General features: G+C 47.7%; 9 protein-coding genes. 7 read left to right on the plus strand and 2 right to left on the minus strand.

The genetic code is table 11. The annotated features are described in order from the left end of the window. Window positions 1-82 precede the first annotated feature (82 nt). The 7 genes from Pla110_RS22585 (at window position 83) to Pla110_RS06820 (ending at window position 10118) form a co-directional block, all read left to right on the plus strand. Window positions 83-1777: a hypothetical protein gene (locus Pla110_RS22585; protein WP_197440555.1), complete on the plus strand. Its 1695-nt coding sequence runs from the start codon at window positions 83-85 to the stop codon at window positions 1775-1777. A gap of 10 nt (window positions 1778-1787) precedes the next feature. Further along, window positions 1788-2888: a hypothetical protein gene (locus tag Pla110_RS06795; RefSeq protein ID WP_144994516.1), complete on the plus strand. Its 1101-nt coding sequence runs from the start codon at window positions 1788-1790 to the stop codon at window positions 2886-2888. Between the two features lie 4 nt (window positions 2889-2892). After that, window positions 2893-4086 (plus strand): NPCBM/NEW2 domain-containing protein, encoded by a 1194-nt coding sequence (locus Pla110_RS06800; protein ID WP_144994518.1) that lies wholly within the window; start codon window positions 2893-2895, stop codon window positions 4084-4086. 50 nt (window positions 4087-4136) lie between these two features. Further along, window positions 4137-5915, plus strand: a complete 1779-nt coding sequence (locus Pla110_RS06805) for a trypsin-like peptidase domain-containing protein (protein WP_197440556.1) — start codon at window positions 4137-4139, stop codon at window positions 5913-5915. Continuing rightward, entirely contained in the window at window positions 5912-6988 is a 1077-nt protein-coding gene (locus tag Pla110_RS06810; protein WP_144994522.1) for a S1C family serine protease, read from the plus strand. The genes Pla110_RS06805 and Pla110_RS06810 overlap by 4 nt, the downstream gene beginning before the upstream one ends. 193 nt (window positions 6989-7181) lie before the next feature. Continuing rightward, window positions 7182-9158 carry a PDZ domain-containing protein gene (locus Pla110_RS06815; protein ID WP_197440557.1) on the plus strand — a complete coding sequence of 659 codons (1977 nt, stop codon included), beginning with the start codon at window positions 7182-7184 and terminating at the stop codon, window positions 9156-9158. A gap of 147 nt (window positions 9159-9305) precedes the next feature. After that, window positions 9306-10118: an undecaprenyl-diphosphate phosphatase gene (locus Pla110_RS06820; protein WP_144994527.1), complete on the plus strand. Its 813-nt coding sequence runs from the start codon at window positions 9306-9308 to the stop codon at window positions 10116-10118. A gap of 42 nt (window positions 10119-10160) precedes the next feature. On the opposite strand, the gene Pla110_RS06825 is transcribed toward Pla110_RS06820, so the two are convergent. Then, window positions 10161-16943 (minus strand): hypothetical protein, encoded by a 6783-nt coding sequence (locus Pla110_RS06825; protein ID WP_144994529.1) that lies wholly within the window; start codon window positions 16941-16943, stop codon window positions 10161-10163. Then, window positions 16940-20485 carry a hypothetical protein gene (locus Pla110_RS06830; protein WP_144994531.1) on the minus strand — a complete coding sequence of 1182 codons (3546 nt, stop codon included), beginning with the start codon at window positions 20483-20485 and terminating at the stop codon, window positions 16940-16942. The genes Pla110_RS06825 and Pla110_RS06830 overlap by 4 nt, the downstream gene beginning before the upstream one ends. Window positions 20486-20527 lie beyond the last annotated feature (42 nt).

Raw genomic sequence — 20527 nt, forward strand, 5'->3', positions numbered from 1 at the left:
CTCAGACAGGAGTTCGCATATGCTTTGTTCAACTTGGAATTCGGCTCGACCAGAGAGGCATCTAGCCATACGGAGAGGCTTCGTGCAGATCGTCGCCCTGTCGTTGGTGTTTGCTACGCTGCTATCGGGTAGTTTTGCACTTGCGCAGAATGAGGCCACACCAACTGATCCACTGAATGAGCGACAGAAGTTGCTCGCCGTGCGTTATCAACGTCTTGAAAAAATGCTCGAACAGATGGCGCAGTATATGTGGAAAACCGATCCGGAGCGGGCGGAGCTCCTAATGCGTGCCATCGGTCAGAGTAAACAAAACCGTATCAGCGACCAGATGGAACAGATCTCCCAGTTGCTCGAACAGCAACAGCTGGGGGAAGCATTCGACCGTCAGGAGGAAGCCGTCCAGGTATTGGAAGCCCTGTTCCAATTACTGCAAAGTCAGGATCGCCTTTCTGAGATTGAAAGCGAACAGGAACGGATTCAGGAGATTCTGAAAGATCTGAAACAAATTGCGGCGAAGGAAAAAAACTTGCGTATCGCTACTGAACGTGGTGGTGATATGGAACGGCTCAGTGAAAAACAGGCCGAGATAGCCGAGCAGAATAAGAAGTTAGCTGACAAGATTAAAAAGCAGGACCAGCAACGTAACGGGGACGAAGAAGAATCAAAAGAATCTTCTGAAGGCGAAAACGAGGACTCCGAAAATCAGGAATCTCCCCCATCTGATTCGCAACAACCAAATGGTCAGCAGGGCGATCCGAAACAAGGCGATCCGAAACAAGGCGATCCGAGACAAGGTGATCCGAGACAAGGTGATCCGCAACAAGGTGATCCGCAACAGGGTCAGCAACAACAAGGTCAGCAACAACAAGGTCAGCAGCAACAAGGTCAGCAGCAACAAGGTCAGCAGCAACAAGGTCAGCAGCAACAAGGTCAGCAGCAGAACGAGCAGCAACAACAGAATCAGACGCCCGGACGTCAGGAGATCGAAGAGGCTCAGAAGGACCTCGACGAGGCGATTGAAGAGTTGAAAAAAGACCAACGCGAGAACGCGACCGAAGAACAACGTCAGGCACTCGAAAAACTGCTGGCAGCCAAAGAGAAGCTCGAAGAGATTCTGCGACAGCTGCGGGAAGAAGAACGGGAACTCGTTCTGGCATCTCTCGAAGCACGCTTCCGAAAAATGCTGGCGATTCAGATAACAGTTAATGACGGGACGGAAACGGTTTCACAAACACCTGCCGATCAATGGACCAGCCGTCATTTTGGACAGGTCCGGGAACTGGCCCAGCAGGAACAGTCAGTTGAACTTGAAGCGGCAAAAGCACTCAGCCTTTTGAGAGAAGAAGGATCCTCGGTCGCTTTTCCGGAGGCGGTCGAACAACTTCTCGAAGATATTCAACTGGTCGTTAAACGATTGCAGAAAGAAGACGTGGGAGACTTTACCCGGGCCGTTGAGCAGGACATCGCCACGGCACTCGAAGAAATTATTGCGACCTTGCAGCAGGAAATGGAAAAACAATCGGAACAGCAACAACAGGGACAGCAGCAAGGGGGCGGCCAACCGCCCGAACCAGGCTTGGTCGAAAAAATCGCCGAACTTAAAATGCTTCGCACGCTTCAATATCGCATTAATCGCCGCACAACACAGATCGGTACGTTGATCACTGGAGAGCAGGTGGAAGAGCAGGAGTTGGTTGATCAACTCGACGAACTGGCGGATCGACAGGATCGAGTCCGCGCGGCGACATACGACATTGCCACCGAAAAGAATCAGTAGGAGACCTGAAATGAGGGTGAACAGAGATCAAATCGAGAGCATTCATCGAATTCTGATGAGATGTTGCGCCATCTGTCTAGTCACTCTGTCCGTGATGGGGACTGGCGATCTACTTCTTGCTGATGCAGAGACAATCTATACCAACAGCTCTCTGGAAGATGTTCGAACGCAAACACTCAACTGGATGATCTCGCACTCAGAACACGAAGAGTGGAAGCCCGCGTTCGAACAACTCTGGTCAACCGCTTCGCCCGAGCACCTGACAGAAACAGTGCTGGAATCTGGTCTGTTAGTTAACCCAGAAATTGAGGAATGGCGCAAAATTCCGGTAGGTTCGATTTACAACCACATGGAATCGTACGAGGCATTACTGGAGAAACTAACAGCAGCTTCCACCAGCGAGAAACCGGACGAGCATTTCATGCTCTCTCAGGTGAGTCTCTATGTTGCCTCGACGTTGACTCGTTCGATGGAATACGACGAGGCCTGGGAGCTCTTTGCCATTTTGAAACCAGAACAACTCATCGATCCTGGAAGTTACTTCTTTTATAAATCGATCTGTGCCCAACAACTCCTTAAGCGAGAAGCGGCACTCGAGTCATTGACTGAATTACTAGATCAGACAGAAAAGATCCCTACCCGTTACTCGCGTGTGGGTGAGTTAATGAAGATTGAACTGGAGTCCCTCGAAGAAGAATCCATTGGAGAGATTGCTCACAAGATGGGAGATTCAGAGCGTCGTCTCGAGCTGGGTCGCGCGGGGCGACGGGTACAGAAAGTACAGAAGGACATTCTGGACTCGCTCGACAAAATGATTGAAGACCTCGAAAAACAACAGCAACAACAACAGCAGGCGGGTGCGGGTCAGGGGCAGGGGGGCCAACAGAACCAGGGGTCCATCCAACCGCTTCAGGATAGTATTATTAAAGGGTCTACGGCCCCGGGCGAAGTGGATCCTAAGAAGTTCAAAAAACAGGGAAGCTGGGGGGACCTTCCTCCCAAAGCGGAAGCCCGTGCCCGCAGTCTGATCGACCGCAATTATCCCGCCCATTACCAACAAGCCATTGAACGCTATTTCAGAAAGCTGGCCACCCGGCCGGCCGGAGAGTAGTTGTATGAAAAGATTACTGACATCGACTTTAATTATCCTCTTCGCGAGTGGGCTCTCCGTTCTCTCTGCAGCGGATCTCCATTTGTTGAGCGGTGAAAAATCATCGGTCGAGATCAAGTCAATCAGTCCAGAGTCTGTGAAGGTATTACGAGAGGGAGAACCGGCGGAAGTATCTCTGTCTGAACTCATTTCCATTTCGTTTCCTGAGCCGGAGAGTGTCGCTGCGGAACCATTTCAGCTGACGTTACGAGATGGCTCTCGGTTGTCGGCGGCCACTCTGGAGATGAATCCGCGAACATTGAAAATTGAGTCTGAACTTTACCAGCGTGCGAGTTTGCCTACCAGTTCCGTAGGAAGTCTTCTCTTTCAACCTCTCGACGACGTTGTCGCGGGAAGCTGGCGAGATTTACTGACCAAAGAGTATGCGGCAGATGTGGTCATCATACGCAAAGGAGATTTGCTCGACCGAATTCGAGCAGTCGTCGGTGAGATCAAAGAGGGAAAACTGCAATTGCTTCTGGATAAACGGGAAGTCGAAGTTCCACTGGAGAAATTATTCGGTGTCATTTTTGCGACTCGAAAAGAAGAAATTCCCGATGGTCTCTGTTCAGCAACTTTTGTGAATAAACGGAGTGTCGGTCTCAAAAGTCTGAAGTTGTCCGGAGATACCTGGAAGGGTGACCTGGTTCAAGGGGGAAGTCTGGTTTTCCAGACAAGCCATCTAACCAAACTGGACTTCAGTCATGGAAAGATCGTTTATCTCTCTGATCTCGAACCGGCTGATTTGAAGTACAAACCCTTCTGGGGAGATTTCACTTGGACCTATCAACGCGATGTGAACGTCGATGGTGATCCACTGCGTATTGGCAAGGAAGAGTTCGACAAAGGGTTATGGATTCACTCCAGAACGGAACTCGAATACCGACTTGCCCGGAAATATAGCCGCTTTCAAGCGACGGTGGGAATCGATGAAGCGATCGCGGCAGAGATACGCTCCAAAGGGGTCGGTAAAGTCAAACTGACTATACTTGCTGATGACGAATCCAAGTTTGAAGAGATTATCTCTCCCGTGGATAAACCTCGTGAGATTGATATCGACCTGAGCGATACCCTCACATTGAAAATCATTGTCGACTATGCCGATGATCTCGACATCAGCGACCACCTGGTTCTCGGAAATGCCCGAATCCTGAAATAAGAATGAATCTCCCTGAAATCGAACGGCGAATGTTCGAAAGGATTTCGCGAGTGAGTAATAAAGGAAAACAAAACCTGTTCGTACGCCTTGTGCTGACGCTCGGTTGCGTCTCTATTTTCAGTACGATCACCATAACTTCAGCCTGGGCAGTGGATCCGCAGGTAATCGAGACCGAGCAGGCGCGAATAGAAACGGTTGCAACCATATCAAAAGCGACCGTTTGCGTGTTCGGCTCGAAAGGGGGCGGCGGTGGTTCCGGTGTTCTCATTTCGCCAGACGGATACGCCTTGAGCAACTTCCACGTGACCGAAGCAACTGGCACATTCATGAAATGTGGTCTGGATGATGGCAAGCTATACGACACTGTGCTGGTGGGCCTCGACCCGACGGGCGACGTCGCCTTAATTAAACTACTCGGCCGTGAGGACTTTCCGTATGCACCGCTGGGGAACAGCGATCAAGTGCAGGTCGGCGATGAAGTTTACACCGTCGGGAACCCTTTTCTACTGGCGGCAGATTATCGTCCTTCGGTAAGTTTAGGAATTGTATCCGGCACGCATCGGTATCAATATCCAGCAGGAACCTTTTTGGAATACACGGATTGCATTCAAGTCGACGCCGCAATTAACCCGGGGAACTCGGGTGGGCCACTCTTTAATGACCGAGGTGAGGTCATCGGTATTAATGGTCGGGCCTCCTTTGAAAAACGAGGCCGTGTGAATACCGGTGCTGGCTACGCGATCTCCATTAATCAAATCAAAATGTTCCTCGACCATCTCAAATCGGGTCGAGTTGTCGACCACGCGACTTTAGGGGCGACTTTGGTCTCGGACGAAGATGGTACGTTGTACGTCGACCAAATTCTCGAAACAGAATCAGTATATCGACGTGGTTTGCAATCGCGTGATGAGATCATTTCCATTGCAGGAAGAACACTGACTTCCGTCAACCAGTTCAAAAATATCCTCGGGATATTCCCGGAAGGGTGGCCTGTGAAGTTGGCATTTCGTCAGGAAGGAGAAACTCAAAATATACTGGTGCGGTTGCCGGCGTTACATTCCGAACAAGAACTGGCAGAAATTGTCAAACCGAAAAAGAGCATGCATCCCGCGATGGGAGAAGTAGAAAAACAACCGACAGGTCCTGAAGAGTATCAGCATCTTTACGAAGCTAAACCGGGATACGCGAATTACTATTTTAATCGCGTTCAACAGGAACGAGTGCTCCAGGCTTACCGGTCGACGGTGCAGAATCTTGAGATGACGGAAGCTGCTCAAAACAAATCGGTTTGGGTGGTTACGGGTACGGAAGCGAAAGGAGCCAAGTACGAACTTGTTCTGGCACCAACGGCGATTGGTTTCCGCATCGGAAGAGGAATCTATTTGCAGCCACTTCAGGGTGAAGCGGGAATCGATGAACCTGAAGCAAGCGGCGGTCTATTGATCGCTCTGCATCAACTTCGCGTCTGGCTCACGAACGGACCATCTGGGTTTACAGACAACTACCACTGGGGAAGCGAACCCCTCGATGGTGAGGGGCCGCTGGTCGACGTATTGGTCACCACTTGGGAGAACATGGAATCCCGCTGGTTATTCAATCAGGAAACGGGGCAACTTGTGGGACTCGATTCCCGGCGTGTGGAAGATATTGAAGCTTGTGAGCTGAGGTTCGGAAGTTATCAGCAATATGAACAGGTCTTTTTCCCAGAGCAAATTCGAGTCTCCTATTCAGGAACTTCTCTGGTGACACTGAACACGGAAGAAATCAAAGTTAACCAACCAGCCGCAGCTTCGGAAAACAAAGATGCCAAAGTGGAGGAACAGAAATGAAACAACAATTCCGTTTCCATCTGCTGATGACACTGACTCTCGCACTAACACTAATACTGACATTGGGGGTAATACTTCCCTTCACGGCTTCGCAGTCGGCGCGGGCTGAAAATCGGCTTTCGCCCGTGATCAATAAAATTCTCCCCTGCATGGTCAAGATTTTTGGGGCAGGAGGAATCAGTAGTCTGGAAAGTTACGGCACTGGATTTCTAATTTCGTCAGACGGACATTTTGTCACCGTCTGGTCCCACGTACTTGATACAGACCGTGTTCGCGTTGTTCTGGCAGATGGCCAGAGATTAACGGCTCAAATAGTCGACTTCGATCCACATCGTGATCTCGCCTTGCTTAAACTCGATGGTGATTTTAATGACCTTCCGCACATTAATCTGGAAGAAATCACCACGGCCAATGTAGGAACACGGGTGCTCGCCTTTAGTAACATGTTCAAAGTAGCTACGGGCAACGAGCCGGTTTCCGTGATGCACGGTGTTATCGCTTCTCGCACGGAACTGGAGGCACGTCGCGGTTCTTACGAAGTCCCCTTTGCAGGGCCGGTCTATATCGTCGATGCACCAACGAACAATTCGGGAGCAGCAGGTGGTGTCCTGACAGACTATCAAGGTCAGGTCATCGCCATGATTGGAAAAGAACTCCGTAACAGCGAAACCAATACCTGGGTTCATTACGCCATGCCCATTGAAGGGATTGCCAAAGCGGCCACGGCGATGAAAGCGGGCAACTATGACGGTCGAGAAGGGGATCCACTCAACGAACCTGTTGATCCTAAGTCTCGAATTAAAACTCGCGATCTGGGATTCATTCTCGTTCCCGATGTCGTCGCTCGAACACCCGCCTATGTGGATCGAGTACTCAGTGAAACGCCTGCTGCGGAAGTCGGGATCCAACCTGACGACCTCATTCTGTTTATCAATGACCAAATTGTTCCCTCGATCGAGGATGTAATGCAGGTCATGGCCCGACTGGAAGAATTTGACGACGTTAAAATTATTCTCAGACGGGGTGATCAAATTCTGACATTGGAATTCTCGGTCCCGGTTCGGGAAGATTAAAACCCATCCTGAAACTCGGTTGTGGCTGTGTTGTTGTGGCTGTGTTAGAGACAGTAACACAAGGGCATGTATTACTCACCAGAGGGTTTAAGGACCGTTTAAAAGTTTAATGATGAAACTCGGAACACAAATGCTGCGATCTGATTCCAAATTGCACTGTACGCGAATTCGACTCTCGACGAGTAGGTTCACTTTGTTTTTCCTAATCGTTGGTTCACTGCTCGCCTTCTCATCCTTGGTGGATGCCGCGCAGAATGAATCCAAGCCGTCGCTTATCAAACTTGAAGAACAAGCTTTTCAGGAAGCAGTCGCGACTGTATCGCCTTCCCTGGTTCGGATTGAAACCGTCGGCGGCAGGGAAGTCGTTCAATCACAACTCACCTCCACTGCAGCGTCGACAGGAGTCGTTGTATCTCCTGATGGGTACATCATCACGAGTTCTTATCATTTTCTTTCAAAACCGAGCTCAATTATCGTTCAGCTATTTGATGGGCGTCGATTTCCTGCAGAAACCGTCTCGCAAGACGAAATCCTCAAAGTAACTTTACTGAAAATTGAAACGGGCGGATTAATCGTCCCTCCTGCGGTTGATGCGGAGGAGATTAAAGTTGGTCAATGGGCATTGGCTTTAGGGAAGACGTATTCCGCCGAGGTTCCTAATCTCTCTGTGGGCGTCGTCAGCGCACTCAACCGCGTCTGGGGCAAAGCCGTCGCTCAAACCGACGCCAAGATTTCCCCCGTTAACTATGGTGGTCCGCTGGTTGATATCCAGGGCCGTGTCATGGGGATACTGGTTCCACTTTCGCCGGATGATAACACCGTACAGGCAGGTACAGACTGGTACGATTCGGGAATCGGTTTCGCTGTTTCTTTCCCCACGATTCAACAACATCTGGATGAAATGAAAACAGGCAAAGAGCTGAAGCGAGGACTCCTTGGTGTGGTGGTTGAAAAAGGAGAAACGATGGGTGGCCCTGCAGCTGTCGAGCAGGTTCGTTTCGGTTCTCCAGCCGAAGACGCTGGGATTGGGGAGGGAGATGTGATCGTCAAAATCAACGATCTGCCCATCGAAACTCAGAACGACTTTAAGTTTGCAATGGGAACGCGCTACGCGGGCGAGACGCTACAAGTCGGTATCAAGAATAAAGAGGAAACGAGAACAGTCGAAGCGACTCTGGTTGATGAATTACTACCTTATGAATCGGGGTTCATCGGCATTCTGGCCGAGAGAAAATCGTTAGGATCGGCTGAGCCAGGAATCGCAGTTCGGTACGTCTACCCTGACAGTCCTGCAGATCAGGCGGGGATCAAGCCAGGAGATCGTTTGATTAAATTTAATGAAGAAACTATCGAACGCTCCGCACAGATGGAGGAGCTTATCGGGTCTAATATCGTCGATGATGAAGTTGATGTAGTGGTATTACAGAATGGCGAAGAGCAGTCACTGAAGCTGAAGCTGGCCTCGAAAAACAAAGTTTCCCTCCCTGACGAATTGGAACCGGCTCTGGTGCCCGCACTTGATCCGAACGCGTTACCCGAGGGGTTCCCGAAGACGGGGCGGCTTTCTGAAGAACTGGAAGAACTCAAACATCGTTTCTGGGCTTATGTTCCCGAAGACTACAATCCAGATTTTCCTTATTCGCTACTCGTCTGGATACATCCTGCCGGTCAATCGATGGAAGCACCGATGATGAAAGCATTTCGCGCGGAGTGTGATAAGCGGGGAATTATATTACTCGCCCCCCTCGCGGCAGAAGAAGAAGGCTGGAGTAACGAAGAATTCGAATTCATTGAGGAACTAATCGAGACTGTCCGCGAGCGTTATTTTATTGACCCCTGGCGAACTGTTGTTTTCAGCACGGGAGACAGCAGCCGCTTTGCCACTCAGTTTGTGTTGCGTCAACCGGAACAGGTTGCTGGACTGGCTCTATCTAATTCGTTGATACTCTCTCGTCCCCCTGAACCCGAACCCGGATTGGACCTCAGTTTCTTTCTGGGAGCTGCAAGCGATTTTCAGCAGCAGAAACAGTTAGAACAAGTCGTTGAGCAATTGCAGAACATGAAACACGAAGCAATTCTGTATAAATCGGAATCAGATTCAACGACGACTTTTCCCGAGGACTTAATAGAACGGTTATGTGTTTGGATTGATTCTCTGGATCGGATTTGAGTATGGTTGCTGACGGGTAAGGCGTCCTCAGAGCGTTGATTATCCGCAGAAAAACGAATTGAGTCAGGTTTAAAACGCGCGAATTAGTGGGGTGCTCCTCGGAATGCGTGTTTTCTCCCGGGTTATGATAAACAGAAAGTATCGCATATGTCGGCAGGGAATCTGCTGGAAGCAATTGTGTTGGGAGTCATTCAGGGAATCGCTGAATTCCTGCCAATCAGTTCATCCGGGCACCTCGTGATTTGTGCGGACATCATTAAAGCGTTTACGGGAGAGGAGTTCGACCCGGAAGCCAGCTTGCAGATGAATGTCGCGCTGCACGCAGGAACCTTGCTTTCGATCGTAATCGTTTATCGAAAAATCCTCCTCAAGATGATCTTTCAACCAAACTCCTGGTCGCCGATTCTGATCGCCACGGCTCCACTGGTTCTCATCGCGTTGACTCCCATTAAAGATATGATGGAAGCGATGGCCACTCCCATGGTGGCGGGAGTTTGTCTTTTGGTAACGGCGGCGCTGCTCTTTCTGTCAGCCCGCTTTCAAGGCAAATCGGATCCGGAGCCGCCTGCCGATATTGAGGTGCCCATTTGGAAGGCAGCGATCATCGGATTGTTTCAGGCATTTGCACTTCTGCCGGGAATATCACGATCAGGATCAACGATCACCAGTGCCCTGTTCCTGGGGATTTCTCGCGAGGAAGCTGCACGGTTCTCTTTCTTGATAGCCATTCCCGCGATTAGTGGAGCGACATTGCTGATGCTGAAAGACTACTTTTCAGAAGGAGCGAAAAGTTCGGTCTCCCTCATGCCTTTAGCAGTAGGCGCGCTCGTGTCCTTTCTGGTGGGGCTCTTCGCCTTGAAATGGTTATTGAAGATTATTGCCCGCGGTAAGTTGCACTATTTTGGCTGGTACTGCCTAACCGTCGGTCTACTGACAATCGGCTGGAAATTATTCATTTAGTTTACATGTTCTCTTCTGAATATCGTCAGAGAACAAGTTCCGCTATTCCTGTGTTTCAAATGGAACGCCATAGGAACTGTCGACGATTTTACCGCGGTTGAATTGATAAAATATAAAGACGGTCGCGGCCATAACGATTAACAGTCCGACCAACGGCATTACCCAGAATTGCCACCAGATTAGTCCGACGAGAGCGAGACTGAATGGAAGGCCATATCGGGCTAGGGAAGAAGCCCACCAGGTTTTACGAGCCAGATATCGATAGGTGAGAGCAAAAACTCCGGAAACGAATAGGAGCAAACCTATTCGCACAGGGATTGTATAACTGAAAGAAAAAATGCTTAGCTCATGTTTAAGCAGGCTTTTCTTCAGTATCAAATGAGCATCGGAGTGGTCGGGAGGCATCATTACTTCAGGAAGCTTTTGTGTTCCACGAATTGGTTGAAACTCTATTTCCAGCTTCTTGAATTCCGTTGGATTTTTCTTATCCATTCCCGCTTGGAGTAGGGCAGCATAATACCCCGAGATTTCACTCAACATCTCTGTTCGCAATCCATCATTCTCTAAGTTCGGATAGACTTTTAACAGATCTTTAACCACGAGAAGTTCGTGTAGATTGTCGGACAGACCTTCAGCTCTGTCTCCCCGAACGGACACATAATCGTTCTGTGAAGAAAGGCTGAATAGCGTTTCTGGGGCATTGACCGATTGCAGAGCAGGAAGGGATTGTAGTGTTTGGAGGTAGCCAGACCAACTCTGTTTTAGCGGAGCTTTCCAGGAAATCTTGACCAAGTTATATCCCTTGGGCGCTGGAATCAATAAACCGTTACCTTCGATCTGATAGTCTGCAATGGCTTGTTGATTCAGAGTGATTCCTCTTAATTGAAAATCGGGCGCCCAATAGATGGGAAAGTTCTGAGACTCAGGGCATCGTCCCATAATTGTCGTTTCGCCCAGAATGTTTTGATCTTCGAGTAATTCGCAATGAATATGCTGTAGAAAGAACTGCGCCATAGTCGGCTGTTTTTTTATGTTTTTCGAAAACTCCACTTTCTCCAGTCCTTCAGTTAAGCGGTATAACATCAGTAATGGGTCTGTTTTTTGGAGTAGGAATGGATCCTCTTCGATTAAGCTTTCTGGAACTTCTGTCAGGCCATTCAGCTTATTAATCAGCAATGTCGTGTTGTCGATGGCAAGATAATAATCGACAGGGTGGTTACTAGCAATCGAAATGGAATTGATTGACCATGTCTGATTTATCGGGATTGGAAAATTCAATCGGAGTGAAGAGAGAAGATCATAGGGAACTTGCTCCGGCAAGCTAGCTTCTACGATGAACTGCCCATCCTTCGTTTCGTTTAGAATGGAAAAGACAATTCCGTCATTTGTAAACGTCTTCTCATTCAGTAGCCCGGCGAATTCTGCAGGTAGGAGGATCCGCAACGACTTACTCGCCGTACGCGCTGGAATAAAGAGATCAATCTTAATGTCGTATTCGCCTCTTTTATCTAGCGATGGCTGAATAGACGTAAGAGATTTAATAGGCTTTAGTTCTTCAATTTGTCGCAACGTGAGCGCCGGGGGATTTGTTTTGTTGAAGTTAAGAATAATGTTAGAACGGTTTTGCGATTCAGTACGATGCCCCACCATTTGAGGTTCGATATCGACTTCTAAAGTGTTTGGTACCGTTATCTGCAACTCACTGTTCGAACGCTCGATTAGCTTGTTGAATTTGACGAGAGGCAGAGTATAAGGTTCTCCCTGGATATAGGGATACTCCCCGGAGATGAAAATCTGATACTCGGAACTAACCGGTTGGTTCAAATAAATTCTCACGTCCTCTTTGTCACGGATCCAGTGGCCCATCAAGTCGTCAGGATTGTCCTGGTCCGTAGATAAATTACTAATTCGAACGGTAGAGATTTTGACTTGTTCTGGTATCTTTATTTCATGGAAGAATACCTCTTGGTTCGGTAATGGAGTAACTCGTCCGTTAAAGGTCCAGATAACGTGATTAATCTCTGCATTTACAGAATATCGACTCGAAAGATCGATGAAATCTTCTTCGGAAGTTATGCGTGATAAAGCGTTCTTGCGCTGGATTTGAAAGTCGAGAGCTTTACCTTTTATCAACTTGATAATTCGCCCGGGCTTCGCCTGCAGTTGTGGAGGAAACAATGTTCGAACTTGATCGTTCGACTCCGTGATGTCCATAAACTGACTTGGGTTCGTCATGGTTAAATCAATATTGGAACGCGGGATGATGCCAATGTAAAAGTTTTCCAGTGTATTTCCGTTCGTTTGAGAATCGAGAGCGGAAATGGTCATGCGGACTGGAGTCTCTGCCTGGGGGGCTACGACCGACATTACAAAACGAGCCTCAACAGTCACGGGAAACATGTTATCTCGAGGTGTAATATCAAGCTGATAATTAATGAAATGAGAAGCCTGTTTATCAACGAAAATAGAATTGTCATCGACGACTTCATTGTTGATTCGGATTTCCTGCATAATCAGGTTTTCGGGAACTTTCCACGTGAGCGGGTAACTGCTGCCCGCATCGAAACGAAGAGCTGAATTCCAAAGGTATTGAATGCGATACGTCAATTCTACACGTGTCGGAAAGAGACTCGCCTGGCATGTTTGTCGCTCGCAGAGGAAGTAATCACTTTCCGGTGTCCATTCATTAGCCCACCGAAAATTCATGGTGTTGACGCTTCCGAGTTTGATGGAGTAGGACTTAATATCGGAGGTGTCTGGCTTTAACTCGCTTCCATTTAAGAATAGAAACTCGTCCTGAAGATCGGATTGTACCGTTAAATTACTGTTGGTAACCGCTGGAATTGCGAATGTGAATTCCCGGGAATCTTTAATTGCTGATAGCGAACGCGGATAAAACTTGATTTGCAGGAATAGTTTGCGGAAACGAGCGGCAGACGAATTGGAGCTGAGATCGATGCTCTCTGATGTAGGACGTTCCGCAGCGGTTGGTAGTTTTCGTCGGTCGACTGAACATTTAAATCCCGCATGAATGGGAATTAAATTATCGAAAGCTACTTGGTTGATATGGCAATAATCGACAGCCACTTTCGAGTCGAGTGGTAATATGAAATCATATGTTGACTCCGTCTCGGGAACGGTGAGCACATAATTTGCTACAACACTTACTCCTCCGGCTGACTTAACGTCAACATGATAATCCGCTGATAGAATCCATGTGTGCGAATTTACGTCGGGAACTGGCGGTCGATTGCGAAGTTCATAATCCAACGTATAGGGAACGTAATAATAAACATCGTCGTCACGACGTTTATTATAAGGGTAAATGTAGATGGTTTCTTTTTCGCTGGCGAACTCTTGGGACACTCGTTGAGAACGAAGTTGCTGCTGGGCGAACCCATTAGAACAGCAGTTGAAGAAGACCACGCAGAAAAGCAAGATCGGGGTGACCGGGTAAGCTTTTGTACTCCCGATCGGAATTTCAGGAATCTCTTTCCGTGCGAGATGACGCAGGTACATAAAACGAATGCATGCAGACAGGACCCATCCGAGAATAGTCCCTGAAAGTAAAGCACCTAACGGAAGCTGTATCCAACCAGTCGATAACATCAAGGCCGCCATCGTTATACCTGTAAGACAACCACAGACAAGCGTGTGGCTTTTTAATTTGTAGTTCAAAATGCACGTCAACAGACAAGAAAGAAAGAAGATCAACGAACCGAGTAAATGATAATTTGTTGAATTCATAACTCGAAAGGAGATATTTTCAGGAATGTACATGTGCCGTAAATAGAAAGAATGATTCTGGTGGGTTAGCTGTTCGTCTGCCGGTGTCGTATAGACGACAGTTGGTCGATTGTTTCGGACCGGGGTAATTCGACCGATAGGACCCCACAAGTAATAGGGGAACTGTGCATTTGTGGATTCGTAAATAAGATCGTCGTTAGAATAAACCGTGGTTACATATTCCCGAGAAGGGGTGTTGATGAACCAACGGAAATCTTTTACAGGCAGTGAGATTCGTGGGAAAGAAGTTCGGAAGTTCCGTGTATAGAACTCTGAATCCTGAGTGGACAGTCGATAACGGATCCGTAACGAGCCACCCTCTGAGAATTGTTCCAGAGGAAGTTTGACGCCACTCTCCAGGTTCAGTTTCTTGTCGCCAAGATGACTGGAAATTATTTCGATTTCGTCAAGCCATTCTAACGTTACGGTCTCTTTACTGGATGTATGGGGAATTTCATAGATTGCTTCATATTGCTGAATTGGATCTCTACTGACCCCGATCGTGGTGAACAACTTCAGGCTGCAAGCAGGCAAATAATCTTCATCCGGTGACCGGTTAAGGCTCGAAATCGCGAAATCATCAGACAACTGTGAATTATATTCGATGAGTTCCGAAGCCGGTCCTTTATCGGTCGGCTTAGCATTCTTCGGGAGAGGAGGGAGCGTTAGAAGGTCAGACTGGCTTTGGGAATCCAGTCTGATGGGCACTGAAGAGTTATTCTGGACAGAAAATGAAGCATGGAACTCCATTGCGCCGGGAACGGTTAGTAGAGGAATCTTTCCTTTAAGGAATTGATTCTTATTGATGCTGTTGAATATAAACAACCGAAACGGTTCAGACTGTCCTGACTCTAAAGTTGCTTCCCATAGTTCTCCTTGAACGGGCAATTTCCAGTATGAGAACTTTGAAAGTGGCTGTGGTAATGTCGAAACATTCTTGAGCGAGGGCGCCTGTATTTCTAATGATGTCGATTCGCTCTGTTTAAAGAGGTAAACTTTGTTTATCCGGGTACCTTCCGGGTCGATCAGAATCTTGATCCGTTCATCAACTTGTGATTCATTGACAACATAGCTGGTCTCGACGGTGACCTTGAAACTCTGTTCGGGTGTGTTGATTCTTAAGGAAGGAATCTCGCGGGTATTTAAAAATTGCAGGACACCGATATTGTCATCGGTGGAACGATCTGAGTTTACAATGTCAAAATCTAGAACGTTGAACGGAAGGTCGTCGCGCAGAATCTCTTTGATGTATTGATTCGAATTGATATCTTCCGAGGGATCAATAAGCGAGTTCGGCAAAAAAGCGAGCAACGAGCCCAGTTGCCCTTCGTCCGAATGAAAGAATGGGAAAATCAGGTCAGTGTGGGTTTTGGGGATCTGAGAACGTGCTTCAATCAAAACGGCTTCAGTCTCACTGGAAGCGATGCCTTCGGCGAAATTCAAGTGTAATAAAGATTGCTCTCGATTCGGCCCCGTGACTGACCATTGGAACGCACTGTTAGAATCCGGGGTACCACGGCCACGCTGTCGAACATCAATGATGTCCCATCCGAGTGGAATTCGGAATTCATGGTTAAATATCATTCCGCGGGTGCAGGTTAAAGCGATTTCAGTCGTCAGGTTCCATTCCGTACTTTCTCGAGTGATGAAACATACCTGAGCAAGATCAACTGCAACTTCCGGAAAACCGACTTCAATTTCCAACTCGCAGTCTTGAGCCAATTGTTGAAATTTCAACGTAGTTAACTGGCCTTCATTTATATATTCGAGTTGCAGGTTATCGGGATGGTGATCGCGTAGTTCCAGCGGTCTTGTAATATCGACTTCCCAGTTACTATTGAGAATCAGATTGTTCAATAGTTTAACTTTAGGTAATGCAAACGTTGCCCCTCCATCTCCAGGGTTTGCAGGCAAGCTACTGATCAGTTCCAGCTTAATTCGATGCTGATCACCTTGGATCTTGTCCGGAAACAGTATCTGAACAATCGTCCCTTCGACATCTTCGGATACTTCTTCCCAGAAAAGATTTTCGATATCACCGTATCGAAGTGAGGTGATTTCCAATCCAGGAGAGAGTTGCAGTTCGACTTTGTCGACCTGATTCTTGCGTACTTTGAACGAGATTTCACTACTGATCGACAGGCTTTCCTGTTTAATCTTGTATCGATGGGATTCTTCCGAAAGCAGCAACTGAGAATCTTGAAAAGCATTCGCAGGTAGACTAGTCCCGCCGGCACTATCCTGGAGAGGAGTCGTGCCGGGTTGATCATCGTCCGCATAGGTTAGTTTGAATGTCGCGACTGATCCTTTCAGAGACAAGATCCAATCCCGGTGTGAAGGATAAGACGACTCTTCCGTAAGGACGACACCTTCTTCCAGTTCGAGACTGATGTTTTCTGGAAGACTGATTCTCAAACGGGTGACGGCGGAGGGAGGTAACTGAACTTGATACAGATGGTTTTCGAATACACTTCGGTTCGTGATTGACCATTGACCTTCAATTGATCCAGACGAAGGAACCATTAATCCGATTTGATTCTCACTCAGTGTTCCCCAAATCGTAGGCGATGATTTCCAGGAAAGCTCGCTGATGAGAATGTTGAGAGGGGACAGGTTCAGGAACCGGTTATTGTCTTTCCCCGCTGAGACTTCACCAGTAAAGAAACCATCAACAAACGAGCGATGACTGGAATTGGTGGGAGTCAGTTCATTTGAACTAAACCGAATGCGGAATTCGGACTTGAGCATCAACGGCCTTGCGGCCAGAGCTATAGAACTCTCATTCCAGAGTTTCTCAAACTCTTTTTTTTTGATTAGCGTATAACCATCCGGGGGAGAGAAGTTTTCAGGAACGCGGATGAACTCCAGTTGATGATCGGCAACTGTAGACGTAGCTTGCTCCTGACCATTGCTAATGGAGGCATTGATAGTCAGCAGAAACCAGATCGTCATGAGGACTTTTGTGATTTGTGGGAAATCGCTACAGAGCGAGAGAGGATTCTCAGAGGTCAGTAGGGAATGCAATATACGCTTCCTCATGGTGAATCCTCCTTCTCCGATGTGCTCACTGGAATTTGATGCCCAGATGGATGACGAAGCGCAGTCGAATCTTCTGATCCGATCTGTTGAGATCGCATGCCCGATTGCCAGGAAGGAGTAACAACGAAATCGCGTGATGAGTTCAGTTCGTAGTAGTCTGTTGCATGACGACGGCGTAAGAGTTCTTCAATCGCAACAGCGATAAGAGCGAACAGGATCCCAATAATTGCAGGTTGGATTAATACTTGGATAATTGGCCAGTACCAGAGACCCGCAAGAGCAATTGCGAATAGCAGCACACAGAATGCGAAGCTGTTGTGCAAGTAAGAAATCCTACGGAAAAGAAATCCGCATAAGAGAGCTATACCAGCGCCTGAAAATACCAGCATCGACAGGGAGATCGTTTGAAATGAAATAGAGTCTCCTGCATCAGTTCGCGCGAAATCATAATGGTATCGATAGTTGATCCCGTCGTTTCCACTTAAAGCTTGGTATAACTCGTTCTCATTCTTTTCTACATCCGAGCGCCGATACCAGAAAAGTCCCTCACGCTGCCACGAAAACAGGGGGGCCCATTTTTCTGGCGGAATTAGTAAGTGCTGGGAATGTGAACTGGTAATTTCAGTAATGGCTTGAGGAGTCCAAATCTCCGATGAAAAACGGGGGAATTTAACCTGATAGCTGCGCAACCAGTTAGAGCTGTTTGACTGGTTCAAACGATAACTCATAACCAGTTGGTGTCGTCCTTCAATTTCATTTGAAGGAATGTCGATTAGCCACTCTCGTTTCAATTGCTCGGTAGACTTGACGACATTCACTCCATCCCAGTCAATGGTGAGACTTTGAAAGCCTAAAGGCATCGTAATCAGAATCTGTTCCGGAGAACCTTCAATCAGATAACGGGCCTCGATCAACAATTCTTTTTGAGAACGTAGATCGATTTTGTAAAGAGCAAGTGGAACTTGAAAGTCCTGCACAGTGAGTACTTTGCTGGGGATAAGTTGAACCGTCACATCGCGGTTGTCACGATCAGGAGTATTCAATTGCCAGGTGTTTTCATTGTCACCGACGATAGGCTGCCAATTATCGGGGTTGAGTTCGACGTCGTATTGGCGTTGCTGAGTCTTGGTTAAAGTCACCGCGCTGAATGGCGTTGCTTCCAATGTGAAATAAGGGATCTGGAAAAAATGTCTTCCGCCCTGTTCATCGACTCTTGATCGTTCGACGCGATACTGGATCGAGACCTGGAATTTACCTAAGCCCTGACTATGAGTGACCAGCAATTCTGATGCACTTCCCATTGAAGTTGTTTTTTCAGGTTTAATTATATTGTTGTCTGCGCCCCGCACTTCCAACTCGCTGTCGCTCAGTTCGGACGGAATATACAAACGCACCAGTTTGAGTGGATCATATTTAACATCCAACGAGATGACCTGTCTCACGGTGAGGTAGTTGTTCTGATGTTCTAGTAGCTCTAGTTGGGTATTGGCAATTACTTCCTGTTTGCGAGTGATCACGTTCAGATGTAACTTTTGATCTTTGGGAGTCGTAATCGACCACTGAGAAATATTCTTCTCAGGTTCCTTGATTGAAGCCGCGACAGAATAAAGTTCCCGCTCTTTAGCAGTGAGCGGTGAAATCTTTGTCTTGCCGTTGGGAGTTATCTGTGTTTCCAAGTTGGGTGAGGAAATAATCGAAGTGACGGCGGGGGCGCTGAGTCGTTGGATTTCTTCATCCAAACGAGGCAATGTGAAATCCAGTTCGGGCTTTTTCAGGTCGATTGTCTTTTCAGTGAGAAAGCTGATTTCCTTCTCACCAGAAATAGGATCCAGAAACCGAATACGCAGCTGGCCAGACTCTTCATCGTATTCGATATTCTCAATATACGTTAACTGATTGATTGGGTCGTTAAACGACGGTGTCGACCATCCTTCGTCTGAGAATTCGTTCCAATCAAATGTGAGTTCGCTCAGTTCACCTCGCAACACCTTAAGTGCCAAATTAGCTTTTAAAGCTACCTTGAGTTTACCCGATTCTGCTAAATCCGGGTTCAACGAGACGACGTAATGGGCATCGAGCGAACTGAGAGGAGGAATTTTCTCGACTTTGAGCTTCATGTGAAAAGGTTGCGAATAAAAACTATAAGCCTGCGAGATCTTTTTTTGTGAATCCAGGCTATCCGCACTCAGATCACGAATCAGACTTCGCTCCTGCGGAATATTACGAATGAGGAAGCTTTCCCCTTTCTGGATAGTGATCGTGCCAGGCTGTTCCAGAATCTGAGTCGAAGTCTGTTCGTCACTTGTAGAACGGCTAGTACTCAATAGTTGAAAAGCACCATCAAGTATCAATTCATCGCTTTCAAGTGGTCTCAATGTGAGGACGTAATTAAGCGTGACCTGGCCCGTTGCCGGTTCCTTCAGGAAGACGGTCATCTCATTGTTTTCCTCAACCTCACGATTCAAATAACCTTCGCCGCTAACCTCTTCCACTTCAAAGTTCTGCGGCAATCGAATGCGCAACGTTTTGAAGCTTCCTCGTTCGTCAGGCTGAACAGTCTGCTCGACCATCATCTGGACTGATTTCTCGAGATGATCACTTAAGAATCTCAGCTCGATTTTCGTACTGGATCGCAGGACAACCGGTTTGTCTTTGACTAACGGTATAAATTTCCACGTCAGATTGATGGCATCGCTCAAAATGGGGAACACTACCTCCGTTTTCCCTGTCTCCAATTCCCGTTGCTGGAATGTGGTATCTGGTAGCGAGATTTCCAAGTCGAGAGTAGGGAGTAACAGTGATGCCTTGCGAATGGTTGCCTCAGAGGGAAGTGAAAGAAAAAGCATCTGCGAAGACGAATTCAACCGGTTCTTTACAACCATGTCGAGTTTGAGCTCATAGGTTCCTTTACCTTCGATGAGCCAGTAGTAACCAGTTTTGGGATCTGTTCGATGATGTTGCGCGTAGCCTGGACCAGTACTCTTAAAGTCGGTGAGAGTCCCCTCTTTGGCACCCAGAGGTATGATCTGGGCGCCTTCATCGGAATTGACTTGTACTTTATAGGTGAGCTCCAATTCGGCAAACTCTTCGAGAATTTCCCCCTCGACCATGATGCTGGTAATGCTGAAGTCGGGGATTTCGGTGACGGTTTGATTCAGAACCGGATCAGTCGTCTCGTTCTTTTTACGCCACTCCAGCCATTGTTTCATGCTTTTGGTGATGTCGGCTGGAAGCGGTAACTTTTTTTGGTTCTCATCGACCAGAAAACTTTGCTCTGGAGCGGGCTTATTCGTATTTGCGGGAGGGACGTTGCTCGCCTCACTGGCGTCACTTTTCGGCTCGGCAGCGGCCATCGGACTTGCTTCAGTTTTGGGAGCGGATGACTCCTGTCCGCGCGCAATGTCACTGTCGTAGCTCCAGAGCAGCGCGATTCCCAGCAGTATCGTCAAAACTCGCACAAGCGAACCTCGAATGCAGATAGGTACGTTAATCAGATCAATCTTGAAGGCGATATCGAGCAGTTCCCCGTGCTCTGATCTCATTGGATCAAGACTCGAATCGTGCAACAACTGAACGTTATTCAA

It is taken from the genome of Polystyrenella longa (assembly GCF_007750395.1).
Classification (GTDB): Bacteria; Planctomycetota; Planctomycetia; order Planctomycetales; family Planctomycetaceae; genus Polystyrenella; species Polystyrenella longa.